Origin of the sequence: Virgibacillus sediminis, from assembly GCF_042643265.1 — a bacterium.
Taxonomy (GTDB): Bacteria; Bacillota; Bacilli; order Bacillales; family Amphibacillaceae; genus Virgibacillus_O; species Virgibacillus_O sediminis.
The window spans coordinates 1-24,071 of the sequence record NZ_JBHRRZ010000037.1; the positions used below are offsets into that span (position 1 = coordinate 1).

The window sequence follows — 24,071 nt, forward strand, 5'->3', positions numbered from 1 at the left end:
AGTTTACTACTCAATAACAGTAGACAAAAAAGAGTTGAAAAGTGACTCTTAATTTAAAGTTGCCCAAATTATCCTGAGGTTATATAGGCTTGACAGTTTCGTTCATATCAGTATATTTCCGCAGCGGGTATCCCTATATCACAAAATTTTCTAGCTAGTTCGGCTTTTTCTTTTGATTAAACAATTTTGTCCCAACCTCTTTCGTTAATCTAAATTTTTCAGATGGTCATCCAGAAACTGCATCCGTTGGTTGAACAACGTCGGATAGGATAAATAGCCGAGCATAATGCTGGTTACTACTGTTGTAGTGAGCAACAGGAACAGGATGAGCAGCTGGAACATAACTGCCTGCACCGGGTCGGCTCCGGCAATAATCTGACCGCTCATCATGCCTGGCAACTGTACGAGCCCAATCGTCTTCTGGCTCTCTATTGTCGGAATGGTGCTGGCCTGGATGGAAGTGGTCAATTGGCTGTGCACGGCTTGTTTAGGTGTACCGCCGAGAGATAGAATCAGTTCTGTTTCCTCTTGACGGGACTCCATCTCTGAGGTGAAACGGTTAAGAAAGAGGATGCCAAGCACCATTGAATTGCCAATGACCATCCCGCTGATCGGAATGATATATTGGGCGGTAGGCGGTGTGATGTCCAACCCGAGCAGAATTCCCTGTGTCAGCACTTCAACAAAAATGAAGGTGACAACCAGCTTCCAGGTGATGCCTTTAATGGAGACACCTTTTTTGCGGGCATTCTGTGTGGCTGCGGCTATCATCAACAAAACCATGAGAACGATATAAATCATATGTTCAGCATCAAAAACAAACTGGAGGATATAGCCGACTGCAAGCAGTTGGATAATCGACCGTACTGTTGCAATGATGGTATCTTTCTCCAGCCCAAGTTTGAATGTTTTCGACAGAATCAGGGGAATGGCGACAAATATTAAGGTAAGTGTCAATGTAATAAAGTTCATTCTACTTCCCCCTTGACGAAATGCTTCACTCTTTCATTTTCCGGATTATTCAACAGGCTGCTTTTCCCTGTTTCCACCACTTCCCCTTCCATCATGACCCATGTATTTTCTCCAACGTTCAGGGCCTGGGTGAGATTATGGGTGATCCAAATGATAGTAGTGTTGTATTTTTCGTTGATTCGTTGGATCAGTTCTTCAATATCCTGCTGGGATACACGGTCCAATGATGATGTTATCTCATCAAGCAGGAGGATCTTCGGGTTATTGACCAAGGTGCGGGCAATGGACAGCTTCTGACGCTGGCCGCCGGATAAGTCCTTTGTTTTCCTGTCGAGAAAGCTTTTGTCCAAGCCGACTACTTCCAAATATTCTTCTGCCTCTTTCTCTGGTAGTTCTTTTGCTTGGAGGGTCATCGGAAGGGCGAGGTTTTTCCTGACACTCCCGCGTACCATGGCAGCATTCTGCAAAGCGATTCCAACATGACGTCGAAGAGCTGTCGGTTCAAACTCCTGTATATTTTTCCCATCAATATATATATCGCCGGAAGAAGGGGATCTTAGTCCATTGCAAAGCCGGAATAATGTGGTCTTCCCGGCACCTGAAGGTCCTACCAAGGTAGTGATTCTGCCTTCTTCAAAAGATCCGGTGATATTTTTTAAGATATCAAGTCCATCTGCTGAATAACTTACGTTTTCCAGACGGATGGCTGCCTTCGCAGCTGCAGACATAGCTGTCACTTCCTTTTCAAAGTCGTTCCAACATTATCTTACGCTTTTTCTTTTTATGTTTCACGTATAACAATCTGTTTATCCTACTCCAGTAGAAATGCAATCCCTGAAGCTATGTGTCCTGCCGGGGGAAGAGTGGCTTTTTTCCAACAAAAAAAGCCAGGAATTTAGCTGGCTTGAGAAGAAATCTTGTTAATAGCTGTGGGCAGGCTATTCATCTGCCATCAAAATTGTATGCATGGAATCTGTTCAACTGGTGGAATAAAAGCAGCAATGCATTTCGGTATCCGGTTGGCAGTTGATGTGAATGGACCGATATTTTGTAGCACGGCGAGTACAGTGACTGTTATAAAATGCTTTTCTATCTTTGACCGCTTTTTGGATCAAATGCATCCCTTAATCCGTCTCCGATGAAATTGATTGAAAGAACAGTCAAGAAGATGCCCAGCCCTGGCGGGGCCCAGGCCTCCGGATGGTCTCTCAGTATACGGATGTTTTGTGCCTCAGATATCATATTCCCCCACGTGGGGGCAGGCTGCGGGATGCCAAAGCCGATAAAGCTTAAGGCGGATTCGGCAATAATCATGGTCGCCATCATCAACGTAGCATTGACGATAATCGGCCCGATGGCATTCGGAATGAAATGCCTGAAGATGATACGCAGGTCGCCGGCACCGATGGCTCTGGCCCCGAGGATGAATTCCTGCTCCCTAAGCGAGAGGAAGGTTCCGCGTACGATACGGGTCAGTGTTGGCCATGAGGTAAGGGCGATTACGGTGACAAAGATACCTATCGTTATTTTTTCGAGCAGGGCCATGATCGTAAGGGCGAGTACTAGAAAGGGAAGGGCCAGCATGAGGTCTGCTGCACGCATGATCAATCCATCAATTTTTCCACCGTAAAAGCCTGCCAGGGCACCGGTGACCACTCCGATGATCAAGGTGAACAGCATGGCACTGAAGCCGACGAGAAGGGAAACGCGCCCACCGTAGAGGAGCCGGGCAAAATTGTCCCTGCCTGAGCTGTCCGTTCCGAGGATATGTTCCGAGGATGGGGGGCGTTCAACCAGCATGAGGTCGCCTTTCCTCGGGTCATGGTCGGTGAGCAGGGGAGCAAATATTACGGCAATAACAATCAATAAAAGTACAATCAAGCCGGCAACTGCCAGCTTGTTTTTAAGGAAGCGTTCCAGTGCCAGCTGGAAAGGGCTCTTGGAGGCATCATCTGCCAAAGAGTAATCTTTATCCACTATCATTCACCTCCATCATAACGGATTCTGGGATCGACAATGCTATAGAAAATATCTGCCAGCAGATTCCCAATCAGGATGGCGACTCCGAGCAGCAGGGTGATCGCCATGATCACCGGGTAGTCCCTGTTAGTGATGGAATTGATGAATAATGTACCCAGGCCAGGATAGTTGAAGACCTGCTCGGTGATGATAGCGCCGCTAAGCAGGACACCGAATTCAAAACCCATCAAGGTGACGATCGGTATGATGGCATTTCTTAAAGTGTGTTTGTATAATACGTTTCTGTCTGTCATTCCCTTCGCCCTTGCTGTCCGAATATAATCACTCCCCAACACATCCAAAACCTCTGATCTCATGTAACGCATATAGGTCGCTGTTCCGGCAAGACCCAGTGTAATAGCGGGAAGAATCATGTGATGCAGCCGGCTCAACAAGGCATGCAGGCCGGTCGATTCAACCCCCGTGATGGTCCCCTGTGCAGGGAACCAGCCTAGTTTGATCGATAGGAAATAAATAGCAATGAGACCGAAGAAGAAGTTCGGGATGGCAAGCCCCAGAAAACCGAATGCGGTAGCACTGTAATCCAGGAGAGAGTAGGGGTTGCGGGCAGAATAGATGCCGATAGGGATAGCGACCAACAATGTGATTCCAAGCGCCAGCATGCCAAGGTGGATGGTATTCATGATTCTCTCTTCAATGAGGCTGGATACCGTCCTGCCTTTGTAATACATGGACTCCCCGAAATCCCCTTTTGCCATCGACAGAGCCCAGTGGGCATACTGTACAGGCAAGGGGTCATTAAGGCCAAGTGCCTCCCGCTGCTGTTCATATACCTCGGGATTGATGTCAGGGTCAAGTATCCGCCCGGTGAACGGGTCTCCCGGCGCCGTTTTTGCAAGGGTAAATACAATCATGGAAAGCATGAGCAGCATAGGGATGAAGACGAGTATTCTCCGGATGACGTATTTATGCATTTCCTTTCCCCCTATAGAGAAGGAGAGTATGCTAGGGGCATACTCTCAAACTACTGGTTATTTTCCTTTATTCGGCATCTTCCACCCACCATAGATGGGCATTGTTATACATCGTATATGGAAGCGGGTCTACTCCGTGGAGCCGGTCATTATAGGCCCAAAGGCTGTTTTGGGCATACAGCAGCAGGGCGGGAAGATCCTCGGAGAACAAGGCTTGCCACTCGGCGTATACTTCTTTCCGGAAATCTTGTTCAAATGCTTCGGGTGCTTTCATCGCTTTTTGCAGCAGTTCAGTGGATTCAGGGTTATTCCATCTGGAGAAATTATAAGCTGCCTTCGTTCCCCACAAACCGGTAGGATCCGGGTCTGTGCTGGCCAGGCTCCAGCCGATCAGGTAAAGATCCCAGTCGGTATTATCGTTGGTTAGCCCCTCTACATAGGCGGTCATTTCTTTCGGCTGCCGCAGGTTCACATTAATGCCGACTTCTTCAAGCTGCTGTTCAATAAGAGGCGCAGATCGCTCACGCAGCTCATTGCCGGTAGGATAATCCATGTTCAGAACCCATTCGTTTCCATCAGGGTCCTCGCGGAAACCATCTCCATCTGTATCCACGTACCCTTCCTCCTCGAGCATAGAGGCGGCCAATTCCGGGTCATAGCTATAGTTGGTTGCGGCATTTTCATCGTACGCCCAGAACTGTGTAGCTATTGGTGAATTGATCGGCTGACCCCGGCCATACAGGAGTCCATCCACCAGTCCTTGCCTGTTGACTGCATAGGCAATAGCTTGGCGGACCTTAGGATTGGAGAGCTTCTCATTAGGTATCCAGTTATCCGGTTCTATAGCCCCGGACTCTACATCCTCTGTGGTCCTATGGTTATGCTTGAAGCCGAGAATCTGATAACCGAAATCAGGCTGTTCAATGATTTCAATGTTGCCGAATGCTTTTACCGTTTCATAATCAGCAGGTGGAATGCCGTTTGGATCTGCTATGAAATCCAGTTCCCCGGATTCAAGAAGTCCGGTCATGACGGATTGGGCAACGACCTTCCATACGAGACGGTCGAGATATGGGGATCCCTGCCAGTAATCATCATTTCTCTCAAGGATGTATTGCTCCCGCTCAATCATGTCTGTGAATTGGAATGGGCCGGTTCCGATGACTTTACCGGCTTCGCGGGATTCCGGTGCTTCCGGCATTTCTGCTACTGGAATGTCGGCGAATATATGTTCAGGTATAATTGGAAAGCTTGCATAGTAGAGCGGGTTGATGTTCGGTTCGGAGAACTTGAAGGTGACCGTATGATCATCTTCGGCAATGACCCCTTCGAATTTTTCTGTGTCCCCGGAGCTGTATGCTTCATACCCCAAGAGGGGCTCCACATAAGCAGTACGAATACCGCCGGCAGATACATAATCCGGGTCTGACATAGATTGATAGGTGAAGACCACGTCATCTGCTGTAAATTCCTCTCCATCATGCCAGGATACCCCTTGTTCAAGGGTAAAGGTGATTTCCGTTTGATCTTCGTTGGTCTCCCACTTACTGGCCAAGTTAGGTACGAATTCCAGACTATCATTCTGGCTGACCAGCCCTTCATGGGTAAAATCGAGAATATTTGCTTCATAGGACTCTTCATAAAATATAGGGTTGAACATGCCTGCAGGGGCTGAGTACATCGCCCCGGTCAAGGTGCCGCCTGTCTTTGGTCCGCTGTCTTCTCCTTTCTGTTCTTCTGTACCGTCTGCATCTTCTGTCTGTGTATCACTAGAATCATTGGAATTATTGCATGCAGCAAGAATTATGCCTAGAAAGAGAAGAAGCAATATCAGAGACAGCCAGTGTTTCGGTAGTTTAGCCAAACCAATCTCCCCCTTTTCTTATGTTAAACCTTTGCTGATATTCGTTCACCCCCTTCTTAGGTTAAAAGATATATATTAGCAAAAAATTCACGGTAGAACCAAGGTGAAAATAAGACTATAATGCCAGGACATAATCAGGCTGTTTAACCCAAATGGTAAATAATGTACTTAATTAGCGAAGCATATTTCCGCAGTGGTTACTTTCGCTAAACAAGATTTCTAGATTCTCTATTCTTCACTTGTATATAAGTGGCAGGCGACCTGATGATTCCCCTGCATTCTCGTCAATTCCGGCCGTTCAGTAGAACATTTACTATAGGCAAATGGGCATCTGGTGCGGAAAGCACAGCCTGAAGGTGGATTGGAAGGGCTTGGCAGATCACCGGATAATTTGATTTTCTGCTTTTTTGTCGGATTTCCGTTAGTTTTCACGGTTGGTATAGATGATAGAAGGGCTTTGGTATAAGGATGGAGAGGCTGCTCATACAGGTCCTTTTTGTCTGCGATTTCTACGATTCTTCCCAGATACATGACGGCGACCCGGTCGCTGATATGTTTCACCACGCTCAAGTCATGGGCAATAAATAAATAGGTCAACCCCAGCTCATCCTGCAGGTCTTTCATCAGATTCAGTATCTGAGCCTGAATGGATACATCCAGAGCCGAGACTGGTTCATCACAGATAACGAATTCCGGTTCGACGATTAATGCCCTGGCAATGCTGATCCGCTGTCGCTGCCCTCCGGAAAACTCATGGGGGTATTTTTGGAGATCCTCCTTTTGAAATCCCACCTTCTCCATCATGCTCAAAACCTTTTTCTTCCGCTCGGCATGTGAAAGCTTTGTTTGGACCCGGAGCGGCTCTTCAATTAATTCCGAAATACTCATTTTGGAATTGAGCGAACCAAATGGGTCCTGGAAGACCATCTGCATGTGTCTCCGATGGGGCCGTATTTCCCTTTGCCTCAATTTGCTCAAATCCGTGCCATTAAAGATAATCTTCCCTTCTGTAGGGTTCAGCAGCCTGAGCATGACACGGCCTAATGTCGACTTGCCTGAGCCGGATTCACCAACTATTCCCAGTGTCTCCCCCTTGGAAATATGGAGGGTGATGCCGTCGACAGCTTTCACGTGCCCGATAGTCCGTTTGAGAATTCCGCCTTTAATAGGGAAATATTTTTTAACATCCTTAACATCGATAAGTACATTATCTTTTTCAGCTGTCATGTTCAGACACTCCTTTTTCATATAAATAGCACCGGATGAAATGGTTGGAGTCCACCTTCTCCATGGCAGGAGTGACCTCTCTGCATTTGTCCATCACATAAGGGCAGCGGGCGGAAAAGCGGCAGCCGATGGGAAATTGGTGGGCCGGCGGAACAGTCCCCTTAATGGTTCCCAGGCGATCGACCTCCACATCCATGGAAGGAAGGCTTTCCAGCAGGCCCTTTGTGTATGGGTGCTTATTGCTTTCCACTAGCTTTGCGACAGGGGATTCTTCGACAATCTGACCGCCGTACATGACTAATACACGATCCGCATACTCGGCAACGATTCCAAGATCATGGGTGATCAACAGGAGTGCCATCTGGTATTTATCTTTCATGTCCTTCAGCAGGTCTAGAATCTGAGCCTGCATCGTAACATCGAGAGCGGTTGTGGGTTCATCGGCAATCAGCAGGTTTGGGTTGCAGGAAATGGCCATGGCGATCATCACCCGCTGTCTCATTCCACCGGACAGTTGATGCGGATACTCATCCACCACCGATTCAGCTCGCGGGATTCCTACCGTTTTTAGTAGATTGATAGTTTTATCGCGTGCTTCTTTTTTTGGAAGCTTTAAGTGTTTTCGGAGAACCTCCGAGATCTGATTTCCTACCGTAAAGACAGGGTTCAGGGCAGTCATAGGTTCTTGGAAAATCATAGACATTTCTTTGCCGCGGATCGCGGTCATTTCTTTATCGGTCAGTGGCAGGAGGTCTATTCCATTAAGTGATATACTGCCATCGACAATACGGCCGGGTTTGGCGACCAATTGCATAATAGAAAGAGCCGTCATGCTTTTTCCGCTGCCGGATTCACCAACAAGAGCAACTGTTTCTCCCGGAAAGATGGAGAACGAAATATTATCGACGGCCTTTGCCGTCTGGTTATCCTCCATATGAAAATGGGTCTGGAGGTGATCTACCGTAAGTACTGGATTGCTGCTCATACGAACACTCCATTCGGAAAAAGGGTTAAAAGAATAAAAGATGTCCGTATAAGATATGTATGCGCGCTTCATTATATTCTGGCCGCTAACTACTTTGGGGAAGGTTCAACCGCCTTCCCCAAATTTTCTTACTACCATCCACTTGATGAGGGCACCGGTGCCTAGCCCGATCGGAAGAAACAGGATCGGCAGCCACACCGGTCCAATCAGGTATCCGAACAGAGTGAAATTTGGTGAAAAAATCAAACCGAGTGTGACAAAATAGGCGGAAAAAACCAAAGGGAGATAGGCGAAGGGCTTTTCACCGCCGCCGGCATCCCTGTATGCGTCCCAAATCGCAAAAAAATAAAGGCAGGGATAGAACATCAACCACATATAATTGGTCTGCTCCACAGCTTCCTGCATTTGCCCGTGGAAGCTTAAAACAATGATTCGGTTGAAGTTTCCCATCACATTGATGATGAATTCCAACCCTATCAGCAGGATTCCCTTGATGTATTTGCGGTTCAGCAATTGGGCGAATCCCGGCAAGGCGACACTCCAAAGGATTGCTTCCAGCTTTCTGCTTCTTTTCATGGCAAGTGTGTTCATAGCATTATCATTTCCATTATTTTTTTGTCGTTCGGGCTTAGTCTATCGAAAAAATAATAAATTTATTCAAGAACAGTTCCCACCAAATTTGTATAAAATCCACCACTAATGGGAATCTAAGAGTGTTGTCCAGAGGAGGTGGAAGGATGTCGGGACGAAGGTTCAGAATGAAGAAGCAAGGCCAGGCGACGGGAAGCGGCAGCCCTCTAAAAAAGGATCTTCAGAAGAATTTGAGTGACTTAAAGGCGGTGCTTGGCGAGCCCGATGACCTGGTGGTCAGGAAGTTCACTTTAAGCGGCGGGGATAGCGGAGCCCTTGTCTATTTGGCGGGAATTTCTGATAAAGATATGATACATAATAATATTTTGAAAAACCTTCAATTCCTTACCCTGCCTGAGAAGGGGAAGAAATTGGGCGATGTTGTATACCGGGAAGTCGTTTCTATTACGGATGTGACAGAAAAGCAGGCATTTGATGAAGTAATGCTTGCTGTGCTGGCGGGCGACACAGCCCTTCTTATAGACGGGACAGATACAGCAGTCATTATGGGCACTGCAGCAGCGGAAACCCGCTCCATAGAGCAGCCTCCCTCAGAGCCGCTGATCCGGGGGCCGAGAGATGGTTTCAATGAAAGCATAAACACCAATCTTTCACTAATCAGGCAGGAGGTCAGAGACGAAAATCTCCGGTTCAAGCACCACCAGATTGGAAGACGTGCTAGAAAAAAACTGGTAGTCAGTTATATCGAGGGGATTGCCCATCCGGACATGGTGAAGGAGGTCAATCGCAGGCTGGAGTCCATCGACATCGATTTTGCTCCAGAATCTGGTTATATCGAGCAATCCATAGAGGACAGTTTTTTGTCACCATTCCCACAGATGCTGAATACGGAGCGACCAGATCGAGCAATAGCTCATCTGATGGAGGGGAAGGTGATTATCCTGCTGGACGGGACGCCATTTGTACTGATAGCCCCCGTAACCCTGGCGAACACCCTGCAATCACCCGAGGATTATTATGAAAGGTGGATTGTCGGGACACTAATAAGGGTCTTGAGGTATCTGGCGGTATTTCTGTCTTTATTCCTTCCATCCCTCTATATTGCCTTAGTTTCCTATCATCCCGGGATGATTCCATCAGACCTGGCATTCTCTATCTCAGCAACGAGGGAAGGAGTGCCGTTCCCTTCTTTTATTGAAGCAGTATTAATGGGTGTCACGATGGAGCTTCTCCGTGAAGCAGGTGCCAGGCTACCAACAGGGATCGGGCAGACCATCGGGATCGTCGGGGGGCTGGTCATCGGGGAGGCGGCGGTCGGTGCCGGAATAGTGAGCCCGATCATGGTCATCATTGTTGCCCTAACGGCTATCGCTTCCTTTACCAACCCGGCTTATAGTGTGGCTATTGCCTTTCGCATGATGCGGTTCGGTTTTATGATTGCTGCTGCTTTCTTAGGTTTGTATGGGATTGTGCTGCTCTACATTGCTATTAATGTACATTTGGTCAACCTGAAAAGCTTCGGCATTCCTTATACCGCCCCCTTCTCTCCAAGCTTTCCCGGGGCATGGAAAGACCTGGTGCTACGTGCGCCAATGTCAATGATGACAAGGAGACCGGCATATATGTGGCCGGCGGACAAGAAGTCAGGTAGTTCAGGAAGGAAGCAAAAATGAAGGATTTCAAATATGCAGATGAGTATATCAGTGAAAAAGATATTATGATTGCCGTTCCTTCTGTGGTGATTGCTATTGGAATCTTGCAGCTGCCGAGAAGTATTGCGGAAGAGACGGTAGCTGCGGACGGCTGGTTATCCATCCTGGCAGGCGGGATAATGGCTATGCTCATAGTATGGGTGGTGGCCAAGTTGGCATCCCGGTTTCCCGGCCAGTCCTTCCTTGAGTATGCCTCTTCCCTGATAACGAAGCCGGCGGCCATTATCCTTCTTTTTTTGTTTGTCATTCAGAGTATACTTTTATCGGCATACGAGGTAAGGGCTATAGCCGGAACAGCTCACCGCTATTTGTTCGAGGAAACACCTGTAGAGGTTGTTGCCCTGTCTTTTCTCTTGATTGTTATCTATGCAGTGGCGGGCTCCAGGGCAGGGATATTTCGGCTGAATGCTCTTTTCCTTCCGATCGTTTTCTTCCTTTCTTTCATTCTGATCCTCTTTTCCATCGGGTTTATAGATATAGATAATCTGCTGCCTGTATTCCAGACGGATATGAGAGGGTATGTACAGGCAACCAGGGAGGGGGTGCTTTCCTATACTGGGATCGGTATCCTGTTCTTTTACATCGCATTTGTCAGAAATCCTCGGACAGTGGCGCAAAAGGCAGTCTATGGCCTGTCCAAGGCTGTTCTATTGTATATTTTCCTCTTTATTACCTGTATAGCGGTTTTCGGCAATGTTTCAACCGCCAATATCACCTATCCGACCGTTGAGTTGTCTAAGGCGGTGGAAATCCCGGGAGGTTTCTTTGAACGGTTTGAAGCATTGTTTTTCGTCATATGGATTATGGCTATTTTCAATACGACCGTGATGGCTTTTGATATTGGTTTGCTGTTGTTGAAGCAACTTTTCCCCAATGTACGGAAGGAAAGGTTTGTAATTGTGTTGTCACCTTTTGTTTTTTATATCAGCACAATACCGAGGAATTACAATGAATTAGACCTGTTCGGAACGATCATGAGCCACTACGGGCTGTTGCTGACAGTTGCTGCCGCACTGATCCTCTGGATTGCGGCCAAATTCAAGGGGGTGAAACAGGGTGAAAAAAACTAAGATCCTCTTGCTCATTCTGTCCGTCATTCCTCTGCTTGCCGGATGTTGGGACAGTCTGGAAATAGAGGAAAGGGGGTTTTTGGTAGGGATTGCCGTTGATTTGCTGGAAAAGCAGGATAATGGCAGCTATCAGTTGGAAATGACCGAGCAGATCGTCAATCCTGCCGGCTTGGGAACGCCTGGCGGCACAGGTGGACAGACACCAGCATTTATTAATGTCTCTGCCAGCGGGACCTCTCTCTATGACATCAACAGCAAAATAACGGAAAAGTCGAGCAGAGTGCCGTCTCCTCAGCATCTGATCATCATTCCTGTTTCAGAGGATGTGGCAAAGGAGGAAGAATTGTTTGCAGACGTCATGGATGTTTTCCTGAGGCAGCAGCATATGAGGAGGGGGATCAAGGTAGTGATTGTCCAAGGAGAAGCAAAGCGGATATTGGACGTACAACCGGATATTGAAAACTTTCCTGCACAGTATATGGAGGCAATCATGGAAAGCTCGGCAAAAAATCCAACCATTATAGAAGCAGTAACCGCTGGGGATATCCATGAGTATCTCCTAAAGGAAAAAAGCTTTATTCTTCCTCGTATGTCCATTACGGAAGAAAGTGAAATCAAGTATGAAGGGGTCGCAGTGTTCCGAGGTGATTCTTCTCAAATGGTCGGATCCCTCAATGGGAGAGAGACAAGAGGATTAAATTTTATTAAGGGAGATCATCAGCAAGGAGCCCTTCCCGTCGATTGGGATGGCAAAGAAACGGTTATCAATGTTGGAAAAGCCGGCAGCAAATTGACGTTGGAAGAAGAACATGAAGATAAACTTGTATTTTCCTTGGATATAACTGTCGGTGGAACCATTGCGGAAACATTCAGCAATCAGGATATATTTCAAGGGAAGAACCGTGAGGACCTTATCCGGGTGATGGAGGATGAGGTTAAAAAAGTAGCAGAAGATACCATTTCGAAAGTGCAGGAAGAGCTAAAGGTGGATGCCTTTGATTTTTCCTCCCACTTGCAGCAACATCATTACAAGCTATGGAAAAGGATCGAGGATCATTGGGATAAGGGGAAGAATATTTTCAGCAACAGTGATATCAAAGTGACAGTCAAGGGTGAAATCTACCAGCCAGGAAATATCAACCAGACAAAAGGGAATGAAGAGGGAGGTTAGAAAATGTGGGCAACCATAGTGGAACGGCTGCCAACGATGATAGAACTTATTTGCACCATCCTGGCCTTTGCCATTCCTTACACGGTATACAAAGTTAATAGGAGTCTGCGGGAAAGCGGAGATCCTGCATGGAAGAAAGCGGAGCAGCAGAAATAATGCTGTTCTGCTTTTTTATGTAGGCAGAAAACCACATTCTGATTATAGATGCATGGCTATAACCCAAGGCCCAACCATTACCTACCTCCCATTGGGCGGTGGTGCATCATTCTGTTACACTTTTGGTAAAAGGAAAGGGGCTGATAAAATGGATGGTCGTACATTCAGACAGCTGGATGCGACAGATTTGGCGGAACTGCTGAAGCAAAAGGAAATATCCCCCAAGGAACTCTTGGAGATCAGCTTCCGTCAGCTGGAAGAAGTGAATCCTTTATTGAACGCTGTCGTACATGAACGGAAAGAGAAGGCTTTAAAGGAAGCGGAGTCTGCCAATGTGGAGGGAGCTGCGTTTGCAGGGGTACCGATTCTATTGAAGAATATTTCGCAAAGCTTGAAAGGAGAGCCATTGACTTCGGGTTCGGCGCTTTTAAACGGGATGATCGCCCGGGAAGATTCCAATTTGGTTGCCAAACTCCGTGAAGCGGGATTTCAGTTTATGGGGCATACGAACACACCGGAATTTGGATTAAAGAATATTACCGAGCCGGTACAATACGGACCAACCAGGAATCCGTGGAACACCGCATATTCACCGGGCGGGTCAAGTGGCGGGTCGGCCGCTGCGGTTGCCGCAGGGATTGTCCCTGTCGCTGGAGCGAGTGATGGCGGCGGCTCCATACGCATCCCCGCATCGTTCAGCGGGATATTTGGCCTGAAGCCAACCAGGGGACGGACACCGGTCGGACCGGGGACCGGAAGGCAATGGCAAGGTGCTTCCATCGATTTTATCCTTTCCAGAACGGTACGGGACAGTGCAGCCATGTTGGATATTCTGCAGGTATTCCAGCCGGAAGCGGCCTTCCATATACCTATGTTTGATGGAAAGTATCAGGAATTTATACAGCGGGATCTCCATCGTAGGCTGCGTATTGCCTTTACAACCGCCTCTCCAGTCGGTACACCGGTTTCCAATGAAGCGATCCAAGCTGTCAAGAAAACGGTAAATTGGCTGGAAATGCAAGGCCATGATGTGGAGGAAAAAGGCAATGGTGTCGATGGTATTCAATTAATGAAGAATTATTATCTAATGAACAGTGGGGAAATTTCCTCTGTGGTCAGGAAGCTGGAACAGTCTATGGGAAGAGAATTGACCGCAGATGATATGGAAATAGAGGCATGGCTGCTGAATGAGGCAGGAAAGAATGTATCGGCCGCAGAATTTTCCGCCAGCCTTGCATCTTGGGATGATGCCGCCGCCCAGATGGCTGCATTACACGAGACGTATGATTTATACATCACACCCGCAACTGCCTGGCCCGCCCCTAAAGTGGGCGAGCTGAACCATGGAGAGGACAAGCAAGATGAATTACAGCATGGTATCAAGGAGAGCACACCCGAAGAACAGCAGCAGCTTATTTATGATATGTTTCTGCCAAGCCTAACCTATACCCCTTTTACACAGCTGGCGAACTTGACGGGACAGCCCGCCATGTCAGTTCCCGTACATCTTACCGATGAAAAGCTTCCGCTTGGGGTGCAGGTCATGGCTGGTAAAGGAAGAGAAGAGCTTCTTCTGCAGCTGGCCTTCCAACTGGAACAGAGTAATTTATGGATTCATGCTGGAAATCATCCTTCTATGGAAGTGAATTGATAGAATTGGTGACCAATTCCTAATGAAAGGGAACTGCGCTATTATTGCACTAAGGCCCATTCTTGCGAAATATTTCATTATTTTTATTTTAAATTTTAGTATTTAAATTATATTCCAATCTGGATATAATGAAATTCTCATAAAAACCAAACACCATTTTCAAATATTTCAGATTTGGTTATAGGGAAGGGGTATTAAAAATGGCTAAAGGTAATAAAGGCTTCTTTCAGCGTAGCTTGGATGGAATAGAAGTAGTTGGTAATAAGCTGCCGCATCCGGTAACGCTGTTTGCTATTCTTGCCTTCCTCGTTCTGCTGCTCTCCGCAGCCCTCCAGCCATTGGGCATCAGTGTGGAACATCCCGGGGAAGAAGGAACGATGGTAGAAATCAAGAACCTTTTGAACGCAGAGGGAATTGAGTATATATTTGGAAGTATGACGGATAACTTCATCGGCTTCGCTCCACTTGGTGTGGTGCTTGTAACGATGCTCGGTATCGGTGTTGCTGAACGCACCGGCTTGATCAGTGCGCTTTTGCGCGGGTTTGTATTATCTATCCCAAACCGGTTCATTACGGTCGGTCTAGTCTTTGCCGGTATCATGTCCAGTGTGGCATCTGATGCTGGTTATGTTGTGCTGCCTCCTCTTGGTGCGTTGATTTTTGCAGCGCTTGGAAGGCATCCGCTGGCTGGTCTCGCAGCAGCATTCGCCGGGGTATCAGCCGGTTTCAGTGCCAACCTGCTACTCTCTGGAACAGACGTGATGCTTGGTGAGATGACGATAGCTGCTGCTTCGATTATCGATCCGGCATACGCGGACCAGATGAACATTGCTATGAACTGGTACTTTATTGCGGTTTCCGTATTTGTGCTGACATTTATTGGTACTTGGGTTACAGAGCGCGTGGTTGAGCCACGGCTTGGAACCTATAAAGGGGAAAAGGAAGAAGGAGAATTGGAAGGGCTGACTGCCATTGAAAGAAAAGGCCTTATTTGGTCTGGGGTTGCTGTAGCAGTTGCTCTTGTCCTGACAGCTCTGCTGATCCTTCCGCCGGATGCTCCGCTGCGTGGGACAGAAGGTAATACCATGGACCAGATCATCCAGTCTCCTTTCATGAGTTCGCTTGTTCCAATTATAGCGATTCTCTTCTTTGTGCCTGGTTTGGTATATGGGCTGGTAACGAAGACGGTCCGCAGTGATAAGGATGTAGCTGCACAGATGAGCGACACCATGGCGTCCATGGGGATGTTTATTGTTCTTGCCTTTACTGCTGGTCAGTTTGTGGCATATTTCAACGAGTCCAACATGGGTCTTGTACTCGGTGTCTATGGTGCAGAGTTCTTGGACAATGTCAATTTGACAGGTATTCCATTGCTTCTCTTGTTTATCCTGATCACCGCCTTCATCAATATTTTCATCGGCAGCGCATCAGCCAAATGGGCGATGATGGCACCGATCTTTGTACCGATCATGATGCAGTTGGGGTATTCACCAGAGCTTACACAGATGGCTTACCGTGTGGCTGATTCCACTACCAACATCATCTCACCGTTAATGACGTATTTTGCCATTATTATTGCATTCGCACAGAAGTACGATAAAAAGATGGGGATAGGAACACTTGTTGCTACGATGATCCCTTACTCTATCTATTTCCTAGCCGGATGGACGATCATGCTTATCATTTGGCTGCTGTTCGGTATTCCACTGGGACCAAACGGCCCGCTTCATTATTAATAAATAAAAAAGGCAGTATCCTTCTCCCTCGTGAGAATGGTGCTGTCTTTTTTTATGCTGGGTATAAAGTTGCGCCTCTGTTCTTTCTTGTTTCAGTCCCTCTGGCAGAGGATACATATAAAATAGGAATGGAAGGAGGTACGGCATGACTGCAGAAGTAGTAATCATGAATAAACTGGGTATGTCCCTTGCCGCAGACAGCGCCATCACCAGCGGCAGGGACGGGATACAGAAAGTATATAATTCGGCAAACAAATTATTTTCCCTCTCCAGGGAACATCCTGTCGGCATCATGGTGTATGGTGCGGCTTCTTTTATGGAAGTGCCATGGGATGTGATCATCAAATCTTACAGGGATTACCTGGGAAACAAGAAATTCGCTGACCTGACCCATTATGCAGATGATTTGATGGATTTTCTGCAGAGGGATGAGCGGTTTACAAACAAGGATGTGGAGAGCGTCATTGTCTACCGGACATTCTCTGATGTTTTAAAGCGGGTGGTCAGAGAAGTGGAAGGCCATATAGACGAAGCGGAAGACGTGGAGGACAAAGACGTTACGGAATGGTTGAAGAGCAGTGTGAGAAGCAGGATAGAGGAGTATCGAGAGAAGGAGGAGGAGATCCTCCAGTTGGACTATCAGCAGTTCAAAGACACTTTTCAATCGGTGGTGAATGAAATCCAAGAAGAATTGATTACTTACGAGGTGCCTGAAGAATTGAAAGAAGATCTCTATATATTGGCTTTCGAAGCATTAAGGAAAGATTATTTTAGTGTGGGCAGCACCGGCCTGGTCATCTGTGGCTACGGGGAGAAGGAGATCTTCCCCCATATGCTGAATTACCGGTTGGAAGGATCTGTATTTGGCCAAATGAAATATAAACTGCTGAAAGAGCGGAAAATCAGCTACACCAATGATGAAGCAGATGGAACAGCCTCCATCACCGCTTTTGCCCAACGGGAAATGGTGGATTCTTTTATCGGTGGGATTGAGCCAAATATGGAAGAAGCCATTTTCGGAATCATTGACCGCGTGTTGGCAAGCTATCATGAGCAAATACAGAAGCACCTGGATATCAACTTTTCAGAAGAACAGGTTACAGAACTGAAAAATCTGGGTAATGAAGTATATGACTCCATTGAAGAAGCAGTGGATGAATACCAGCAAAATAATTATATCGAACCTCTGCTTGGTGTGGTGAGGTCGCTGCCGAAAGAAGAACTTGCAGAGATGACGGAAGCCTTGATTAATCTGACTTCCTTCAAAAGGCGGGTAACCAGGGCAACTGAATCGGTAGGTCCGCCAATAGATGTGGCAGTCATCACAAAAGGTGACGGTTTTATCTGGATGAAACGCAAGAATTACGTCAATGCGGAGATCAACTCCCGGTTTTAAAGGGGGAAAGGGGTGGAAGGCATGGGTGCCAGGAAAGAGAAGCCGAAGACAGACTCATTTTTTCGACTGCCGAAAGAAGACCGGATAGACTTGGACTTGGAAGAACAAGAAAAACAGGAAAAAGATACTGTAGCTGAAAAAGTGTTGAACAAACTAAATGATAAATATACAAATAATTAGATGCTAAGCGCCGGGCGACCGGCGCTTTATTAATTGACGGAGCGGACGGCGATGAAGGGTGAAGTATATCGGCGGGCGTTTGGTGGTATTAGCAGGAAGCGCATTGTATCGCTGGTATAGCGGTTTTATCAGCAGGAGGCAGATTATATCGCTAGCAGAGCGGTTTTATCAGCAGCACTGGCTAATCCGGACTGGTGCTTTTCAATTAAGTTACAAATCTATCAAACCGAGCATGCTATGTTTAAGAAAAATTTGAGGTGGAAAATAAAATACTGTAGGCGAGAGATTACCTAATCTTACAGGAGAGGAGATGACTGAAAATGGCTGATAATAATAAACGTAATAATAAGAAGAACATGTCTCTTGAAGAGGCAGGGCGCAAAGGCGGTAAGCAGACTGCCCGCAACCATGACCAGGAGTTCTTCGAGGAAATTGGTAAGAAGGGCGGAGAAGAAAGAGCCCGCCAGAGCAAAAACAATAATTCCTAATTTTAACAAAAACCGATATGTTTAACAACAAAAAAGATGTGGAAAACACATTAATGAAACGGCGGAAGCCGAATTAACCGAAAGGAGATGTTAAGAATGGCAAAAAATAATAATAGACGCAACAATAACCAAAACATGTCCCTGGAGGAAGCAGGACGTAAAGGCGGTAAAACAACTGCCCGCAACCATGATCAGGAATTCTATGAAGAGATTGGTAAAAAAGGCGGAGAAACAACTGCCCAAAACCATGACCAGGAATTCTATGAAGAGATCGGTCAAAAGGGCGGGGAAACTACTTCCCGTAAATACGATCAGGAATTCTATGAAGAAATCGGCGAAAAAGGCGGCAAGGAACGTGCCCGTCAAAACCGTAACAATAAGTAACTGAAACAGCTTTTTCAGGATGTTTTGCGAAGGACTGAAAGTGGAAAAGGCTTAGTGAAGACACTTTACTGACTATACCGAAAGGAGATGTTAAGAATGGCAAAAAATAATAATAGACGCAACAATAACCAAAACATGTCCCTGGAGGAAGCAGGACGTAAAGGCGGTAAGACAACTGCCCGCAACCATGATCAGGAATTCTATGAAGAGATTGGTAAAAAAGGCGGAGAAACAACTGCCCAAAACCATGACCAGGAATTCTATGAAGAGATTGGCCAAAAAGGCGGGGAAACAACATCCCGCAATCATGACCAAGAATTCTATGAAGAGATCGGTCAAAAAGGCGGGGAAACAACATCCCGTAACCATGACCAGGAATTCTATGAAGAAATCGGCCAAAAAGGCGGAGAAACCACTTCAAGAAATCATGACCAGGAGTTCTACGAAGAAATTGGTCAAAAAGGTGGGGAGACCACTTCTCGTGAACACGGCCAAGATTTCTATGAAGATATCGGTCAAAAAGGCGGAAACGTTCGTGGCCGCCAACAACAAAATAATAACAACAAAAATTCCTAATTTCAAGTTAAAACTTGGGAAAAACGGAAGGGATCTTCAACTCCCTTCCGTTTTTTTATGTTCAGAGAAATATAGATGCAGGACTTTAGAGGGGGGCCTTGAATGTTTAGAATCTACGCAGGCGGACCATACTAGTCAAGTAGCACGGGTCCTTTTCCTTCAAGGGCTTTTCTAGTATAGTTATAGTATGCTTGAACGTAAGAAATAGAGGTTAACGGAGGGAGTAGAAGATTACTATGCAGGAAACAATGGCTTATAATGAAAAAGTGGAAAAGATATTAACCAATATAAATAGAGTATTGATAGGAAAAGAGGAGATTGCTGTTCTTAGTCTGACAGCTTTGTTGGCTGAAGGGCATGTACTTCTTGAAGATGTGCCGGGTGTGGGAAAAACCATGCTTGTCCGGGCTTTGGCAACCTCTCTTGACTGCGATTTCCGAAGAATCCAATTCACTCCCGACCTCCTGCCTTCCGATGTAACAGGTGTATCCATCTATAATCCGAAAGAATTGGAATTTGAATTCCGCCCCGGCCCTATTTTGGGCAATGTCGTACTTGCAGACGAAATCAACCGAACCTCCCCGAAGACACAGTCATCCCTCCTGGAAGCGATGGAAGAGAAGAACATCACAGTAGACGGCAGGACCATTCCGCTCAGCAAGCCTTTCTTTGTCATGGCTACCCAGAACCCGATTGAATATAAAGGAACCTATCCCCTGCCAGAGGCACAGTTGGACCGGTTTCTTTTCAAGCTAAAGATGGGATATCCGGGGTTTGCTGACGAACTGGAAATGCTGGAGCGAACATCATCCAACCATCCGATCGAAACAGTGGAACCGGTGATTACCCGAGATGAATTACTGAACGTCCACGAGGAAGTAAGAAACGTATATATTGATAGAAATGTCCAGCACTATATTATTAATCTGGTAACGAACACAAGAAGCAACCCGTCCATCAAGCTGGGTGTAAGCCCGCGTGGGTCTATAGCACTGATGCGGGCGGCAAAGGCATATGCATATATTCAGACAAGGGATTATGTTCTCCCGGATGATGTGAAATATCTGGCTCCGTATGTGTTGTCACATAGAGTCGTTCTTACGGCAGAAGCAAAGTACAGTGAGATGACGAGTGAACAGATAATCGATTCTATCGTAAAGAACACCCACATTCCGATACGGAGGGAATTCCCTTGATGAAAGGCAGCATGAGATTTATCTGGAATCTGCTATTTATCCTCATCCTTTTTGCTGCCTTATTTGCGTATGCCATGTTTCAGGGTGGTTTTACCAGTTGGTTCCTGTTCTTTGGTTTCCTGCCTATTTTCCTCTATCAGTTGGCTTTTCTGTTCTATCCATTACGTCATTGGAAGCTGGAACGCGATATTAGTGCGGAGACAGTCAGGGCCGGTGATACCGTTACCGTGAAGGTCCGCATCGAACGCCGTTTTCCTTTTCCGCTGTTTTATTGCATTTTTGAGGAGGTTTTTCCGGAGGGCTTACATAAGAAAGACGAGCAGCAGCGTAAATACAGATACATGGCCCACCCGCAAAAATCCCGGATGGTCAGGGATGTGAAAAGGGCGGTTTTCCCTTCTTTCCGCCGGAGGTTTGAATTTTCCTATGAACTAAAGGATCTGCCCAGAGGAGTGCATGACTTAAATGGGGTGAAAGTGCGCACCGCTGATCTGTTCGGATTGGTCCGAAAAGAGTATCTTTTTCCGGTTAAGGATCAGTTGAATGTCTACCCGGCTGAGGTGCCTATCCAACTGGCAGACAAATGGAGCAGCTTGGGGGAAGGGAGTGCCGCTTCTTCTAGAACGTGGAATCATAGCAATATTGCCACCGGAGCCCGTGAGTATGCTCCGGGGGATAAGGTTGCTTGGATTGACTGGAAGCAGACGGCCCGCAGGAATGAAATCATGACAAAGGAATTCGAACAGGAAAAGGGAACGGATATTTTGCTGGTTCTCAACAGCTGCTGGCATCAGGGGATGAATATGCTGGCGTATGAGGCTGCAGTTGAAGTGGCTGCATCACTCCTTGCATTTATCCGTCGGGAGTCGGCTCAAGCTGGTCTGTTGATCGTAGGTGAGGAAAGTATCTGTTTTCCTGTCCATGAGGAAGAGCAGGCATCAAGGGCGGCCCAGCAGCTGGCGAAGATCCAGCCGTCACGAAGCGGCCCCTTTGTATGGAAGTTGAAGGAAGAGATATTCCGGTTGAAGGAAGAAAACGTCATATTATTTATTACAACCCAGTTGGATGAGGGGTGGATACAAACGATTCAACCCATGAAAGCCAGGTCGAAACAGGTAGTCATCCTCTTTGTCCAGGCCTCGGCATGGGTGTCGGAGAGGGAGAGGAATTTAGCGAATCAGATGAAAATGGAGGGGGTTGAAGTGATAGCTGTAACAGAGGATCATCTGTTGCAATCTCCGGTGAAGGTGGAGGGCGTATGACGGATAAAGGACATATGGATTTTCAGGCATTTATATTGGCAACCATCCTGTATCTCAGCGGCTTTTTCCTTTTCTTGGAATGGCTTTATCCGGTTGCTGAATTAACCGATACTGGCAATATAACTGTTTTCGTTTTGTTCGCCCTTTATTGTTTCATCATCACCTTGTTCCGGATGAAATGGTGGATATCCGTCCCATTAAAAGCGGCTGGGATGTTCTTCTTTATGAACCTGCTTTATTTCAGTGAAGCCTTCCTGATGTTGGGGTGGTTGAAGGCATTGGCAGGAGATGTGCTGTTTAACCTCGAATTAATGTTTTCACAGCAATGGGATGCGCTAACCCCGATGTTCCGTACATTATTGTTTTTCATACTGATCTGGCTGATGAGCTACCTTTTGTATTATTGGTTTGTCGTAATCAAGCGGATATTTCTATTTGTGCTGCTTACCATATTATATATTGCAGTACTGGATACCTTCACTGTGTACCAGGCGGAGCTGGCCATCGTCCGGGCTTTTGTCTTCTCGTTTGTTGCGTTGGGGATCGCTCACTTGATGAGGGAATTGAATGATGGATCGATCAAGCTATCACGCCCTGGGCAGGCCCTTGTTTTGCTGCTTCCGGTTATTGCAGTTGTGCTGTTCGTATCGTTCATCGGATTTGCTGCTCCTAAGCCTGCGCCGCAATGGCCGGATCCCGTTCCATTTATCCAGAGTGCCGCAAACGGAGCGGAAACGGGCGGCGGTTCTGTTGTGCAGAAGGTAGGCTATGATGAAGATGATTCCCGTCTGGGAGGCTCGTTTTCGCAGGATTACACACCAGTTTTTCAGGCAGAGGCAACGGAACGGCAGTATTGGAGAATAGAGACGAAGGATGTCTATACAGGAAAAGGTTGGGAGAGTTCCGGGGAGAGGGATTATCAGCTGCAGGAAGATGGCAGAATCTCTTTGGAAACCTTTGCCGATACCGTCGAGACCGAGAGTAGGACGGCATTATTGAAGTTCCAGGAGCATGCGGACTTGGAGAAGCTTGTTTATCCATATGGGGTGGAATCGGCTGATCACCCCGGGGCACAGTTTCTGCTGGACGATAGGACGGAAGCTGTCCAAACAAGGATCAATCAAAAAGTGGCTAATCTGAATGGATATTCTCTAACCTATGAGTATCCATCCTTTGAAATAAACCGTTTGCGAGAGGCTTCCGGGCAAGATCCGGAACATATAGCAGAGCGGTACACCCAGCTTCCGGAAGAGATGCCTGATCGGGTGCGGGAGCTGGCGGAAGAGATCACCGCCCCGTTCGGGAACCGTTACGACCAGACAAAAGCAGTGGAAAATTACTTCAGTGAGGCTAACGGATTTGCGTATCAGACTTCCAACGTCCCAGTTCCTGGAGAGGGACAGGACTATGTAGACCAGTTTTTATTTGACACCCAGGCAGGTTATTGTGATAACTATTCGACATCCATGGTCGTTATGCTTAGGTCCTTGGATGTCCCTGCGCGGTGGGTGAAAGGTTTTACCGGTGGGGAACGGCTTTATAATCAGGAAAGTTCCCTTGGGGAGGATTATCATGTATATGAAGTGACCAATTCCAACGCACATTCCTGGGTCGAAGTCTATTTTCCGGAAACGGGCTGGGTTCCTTTTGAGCCTACCCAGGGCTTTTCCAATCCTAGTGAGTTCTATACCGGCGGCGAGGATGGCGACCCGGGGGCGGAAGATGAGGTCCAGAATCCGGAAGAAGATGAGGAACAGAACAATGACCAGTCTGACGAGCAATTGCAGGAAGAAGAGGCAGATCCAGCATTTGCCAGCAATGAATCTTTTACAGGAGGAAGTTCGTCTGGATGGTGGCAGCTGTTAGCAGCAACTGCAGCGGCCGGCCTGGTGGTTCTTATGCTATACCTGTCTCGTTTCCGATGGCAGACCCTTTTATTGGAATGGCGTCTCCGGCAGGGTGGAGATGCAAAAGCCTGCCAAGCGGCATATCTCCATGTGATGAAAATTTTGGAAGCCAAAGGATGGCAGAAGAAGCCGGATCAGACATTAAGGGAGTATGCCGCCATGATAGATGAGCATTATGATACAGGAGAAATGGGCCGAATGACCGCACAGTATGAACGGATGCTTTACAAGGGAGAGGCGGAACCGGACCACTTAGAAGAACTGAGGCAATTATGGAAAAATTTAATTAACCGGATATTGGGTTGACCTTGTTTGTTCCGGTTAGTATGATTAGAACATATTAAATCTGAAATCACCTATTGCCTTTCGTATATCCTCGAAAATATGGTTCGAAAGTTTCTACCGGGGCACCGTAAATGCTCTGACTATGAAGGCAGTTATCTGATCGGTCTATGACAGTCTTCCCTTTTCATGGAGGCAGCTCATGAACCTGTATACCCGGATACCTGCCTTTTTGTTACCCGACTGTGTGCACGGGTGCAAAAGGCGATTATCCGGGTTTTATTATGCATAACCATTATGCAACAGTTAGG

At 46.9% G+C, this 24,071-nt stretch carries 22 protein-coding genes and 1 riboswitch; of the genes, 14 read left to right on the forward strand and 8 right to left on the reverse strand.

The features are described 5' to 3' along the window. Positions 1-204: 204 nt before the first annotated feature. The 8 genes from ACFODW_RS14155 to ACFODW_RS14190 all read right to left on the reverse strand — a co-directional run bounded on the left by ACFODW_RS14155 (position 205) and on the right by ACFODW_RS14190 (position 8,593). The gene (locus tag ACFODW_RS14155; protein WP_390307435.1) at positions 205-972 is read right to left on the reverse strand and encodes an ABC transporter permease; all 768 of its coding nucleotides are present in this window, start codon (positions 970-972) and stop codon (positions 205-207) included. After that, complete coding sequence (locus tag ACFODW_RS14160) at positions 969-1,700, reverse strand: ABC transporter ATP-binding protein (protein ID WP_390307436.1); 732 nt, start codon at positions 1,698-1,700, stop codon at positions 969-971. Before ACFODW_RS14160 ends, ACFODW_RS14155 begins: the two co-directional genes overlap by 4 nt. A gap of 361 nt (positions 1,701-2,061) precedes the next feature. Then, positions 2,062-2,949, reverse strand: coding sequence for an oligopeptide ABC transporter permease (gene opp4C, locus ACFODW_RS14165; protein WP_390307437.1), 888 nt, complete (start codon positions 2,947-2,949; stop codon positions 2,062-2,064). A 2-nt stretch (positions 2,950-2,951) separates the two neighbouring features. Next, positions 2,952-3,926 carry an ABC transporter permease gene (locus tag ACFODW_RS14170; protein ID WP_390307438.1) on the reverse strand — a complete coding sequence of 325 codons (975 nt, stop codon included), beginning with the start codon at positions 3,924-3,926 and terminating at the stop codon, positions 2,952-2,954. 67 nt (positions 3,927-3,993) lie between these two features. Further along, a complete protein-coding gene (locus tag ACFODW_RS14175; RefSeq protein WP_390307439.1) occupies positions 3,994-5,790 on the reverse strand; it encodes a peptide-binding protein in 1,797 nt (598 codons plus the stop codon). 228 nt (positions 5,791-6,018) lie between these two features. Further along, on the reverse strand, positions 6,019-7,017 hold the full coding sequence (locus tag ACFODW_RS14180) for an ABC transporter ATP-binding protein (RefSeq protein ID WP_390307440.1): 999 nt from the start codon (positions 7,015-7,017) through the stop codon (positions 6,019-6,021). After that, positions 7,007-8,002 (reverse strand): ABC transporter ATP-binding protein, encoded by a 996-nt coding sequence (locus tag ACFODW_RS14185; protein ID WP_390307441.1) that lies wholly within the window; start codon positions 8,000-8,002, stop codon positions 7,007-7,009. Before ACFODW_RS14185 ends, ACFODW_RS14180 begins: the two co-directional genes overlap by 11 nt. A 105-nt stretch (positions 8,003-8,107) precedes the next feature. After that, positions 8,108-8,593 (reverse strand): hypothetical protein, encoded by a 486-nt coding sequence (locus ACFODW_RS14190; RefSeq protein ID WP_390307442.1) that lies wholly within the window; start codon positions 8,591-8,593, stop codon positions 8,108-8,110. A 146-nt stretch (positions 8,594-8,739) separates the two neighbouring features. On the opposite strand from ACFODW_RS14190, the gene ACFODW_RS14195 reads away from it, so the two are divergent. From ACFODW_RS14195 to ACFODW_RS14260, 14 genes are all read left to right on the forward strand, one after another. Continuing rightward, positions 8,740-10,266, forward strand: a complete 1,527-nt coding sequence (locus tag ACFODW_RS14195) for a spore germination protein (protein WP_390307443.1) — start codon at positions 8,740-8,742, stop codon at positions 10,264-10,266. Further along, a complete protein-coding gene (locus ACFODW_RS14200) occupies positions 10,263-11,375 on the forward strand; it encodes a GerAB/ArcD/ProY family transporter (protein ID WP_390307444.1) in 1,113 nt (370 codons plus the stop codon). Before ACFODW_RS14195 ends, ACFODW_RS14200 begins: the two co-directional genes overlap by 4 nt. Further along, a complete protein-coding gene (locus ACFODW_RS14205; protein ID WP_390307445.1) occupies positions 11,362-12,546 on the forward strand; it encodes a Ger(x)C family spore germination protein in 1,185 nt (394 codons plus the stop codon). The genes ACFODW_RS14200 and ACFODW_RS14205 overlap by 14 nt, the downstream gene beginning before the upstream one ends. A gap of 3 nt (positions 12,547-12,549) precedes the next feature. Continuing rightward, the gene (locus ACFODW_RS14210) at positions 12,550-12,702 is read left to right on the forward strand and encodes a hypothetical protein (RefSeq protein WP_390307446.1); all 153 of its coding nucleotides are present in this window, start codon (positions 12,550-12,552) and stop codon (positions 12,700-12,702) included. Between the two features lie 148 nt (positions 12,703-12,850). Beyond that, positions 12,851-14,353, forward strand: coding sequence for an amidase (locus tag ACFODW_RS14215; protein ID WP_390307447.1), 1,503 nt, complete (start codon positions 12,851-12,853; stop codon positions 14,351-14,353). 200 nt (positions 14,354-14,553) lie between these two features. Continuing rightward, positions 14,554-16,089, forward strand: coding sequence for an AbgT family transporter (locus tag ACFODW_RS14220; protein ID WP_390307448.1), 1,536 nt, complete (start codon positions 14,554-14,556; stop codon positions 16,087-16,089). Between the two features lie 145 nt (positions 16,090-16,234). After that, positions 16,235-17,485 carry a hypothetical protein gene (locus ACFODW_RS14225; RefSeq protein ID WP_390307449.1) on the forward strand — a complete coding sequence of 417 codons (1,251 nt, stop codon included), beginning with the start codon at positions 16,235-16,237 and terminating at the stop codon, positions 17,483-17,485. 12 nt (positions 17,486-17,497) lie between these two features. Beyond that, positions 17,498-17,665, forward strand: a complete 168-nt coding sequence (locus ACFODW_RS14230; RefSeq protein ID WP_390307450.1) for a hypothetical protein — start codon at positions 17,498-17,500, stop codon at positions 17,663-17,665. Between the two features lie 320 nt (positions 17,666-17,985). Continuing rightward, complete coding sequence (locus ACFODW_RS14235) at positions 17,986-18,153, forward strand: stress-induced protein, KGG, repeat-containing protein (protein WP_390307451.1); 168 nt, start codon at positions 17,986-17,988, stop codon at positions 18,151-18,153. Positions 18,154-18,249: 96 nt separating this feature from the next. After that, positions 18,250-18,537, forward strand: coding sequence for a general stress protein (locus ACFODW_RS14240; protein WP_390307452.1), 288 nt, complete (start codon positions 18,250-18,252; stop codon positions 18,535-18,537). Between the two features lie 96 nt (positions 18,538-18,633). Further along, on the forward strand, positions 18,634-19,113 hold the full coding sequence (locus ACFODW_RS14245) for a hypothetical protein (protein WP_390307453.1): 480 nt from the start codon (positions 18,634-18,636) through the stop codon (positions 19,111-19,113). 236 nt (positions 19,114-19,349) lie between these two features. Then, complete coding sequence (locus ACFODW_RS14250) at positions 19,350-20,309, forward strand: AAA family ATPase (RefSeq protein ID WP_390307454.1); 960 nt, start codon at positions 19,350-19,352, stop codon at positions 20,307-20,309. Further along, complete coding sequence (locus tag ACFODW_RS14255) at positions 20,309-21,571, forward strand: DUF58 domain-containing protein (protein ID WP_390307576.1); 1,263 nt, start codon at positions 20,309-20,311, stop codon at positions 21,569-21,571. Before ACFODW_RS14250 ends, ACFODW_RS14255 begins: the two co-directional genes overlap by 1 nt. Then, positions 21,568-23,784: a transglutaminase TgpA family protein gene (locus ACFODW_RS14260; RefSeq protein ID WP_390307455.1), complete on the forward strand. Its 2,217-nt coding sequence runs from the start codon at positions 21,568-21,570 to the stop codon at positions 23,782-23,784. Before ACFODW_RS14255 ends, ACFODW_RS14260 begins: the two co-directional genes overlap by 4 nt. A 40-nt stretch (positions 23,785-23,824) precedes the next feature. Further along, positions 23,825-23,926, forward strand: a riboswitch (purine riboswitch). The last annotated feature ends 145 nt before the right edge of the window (positions 23,927-24,071 follow it).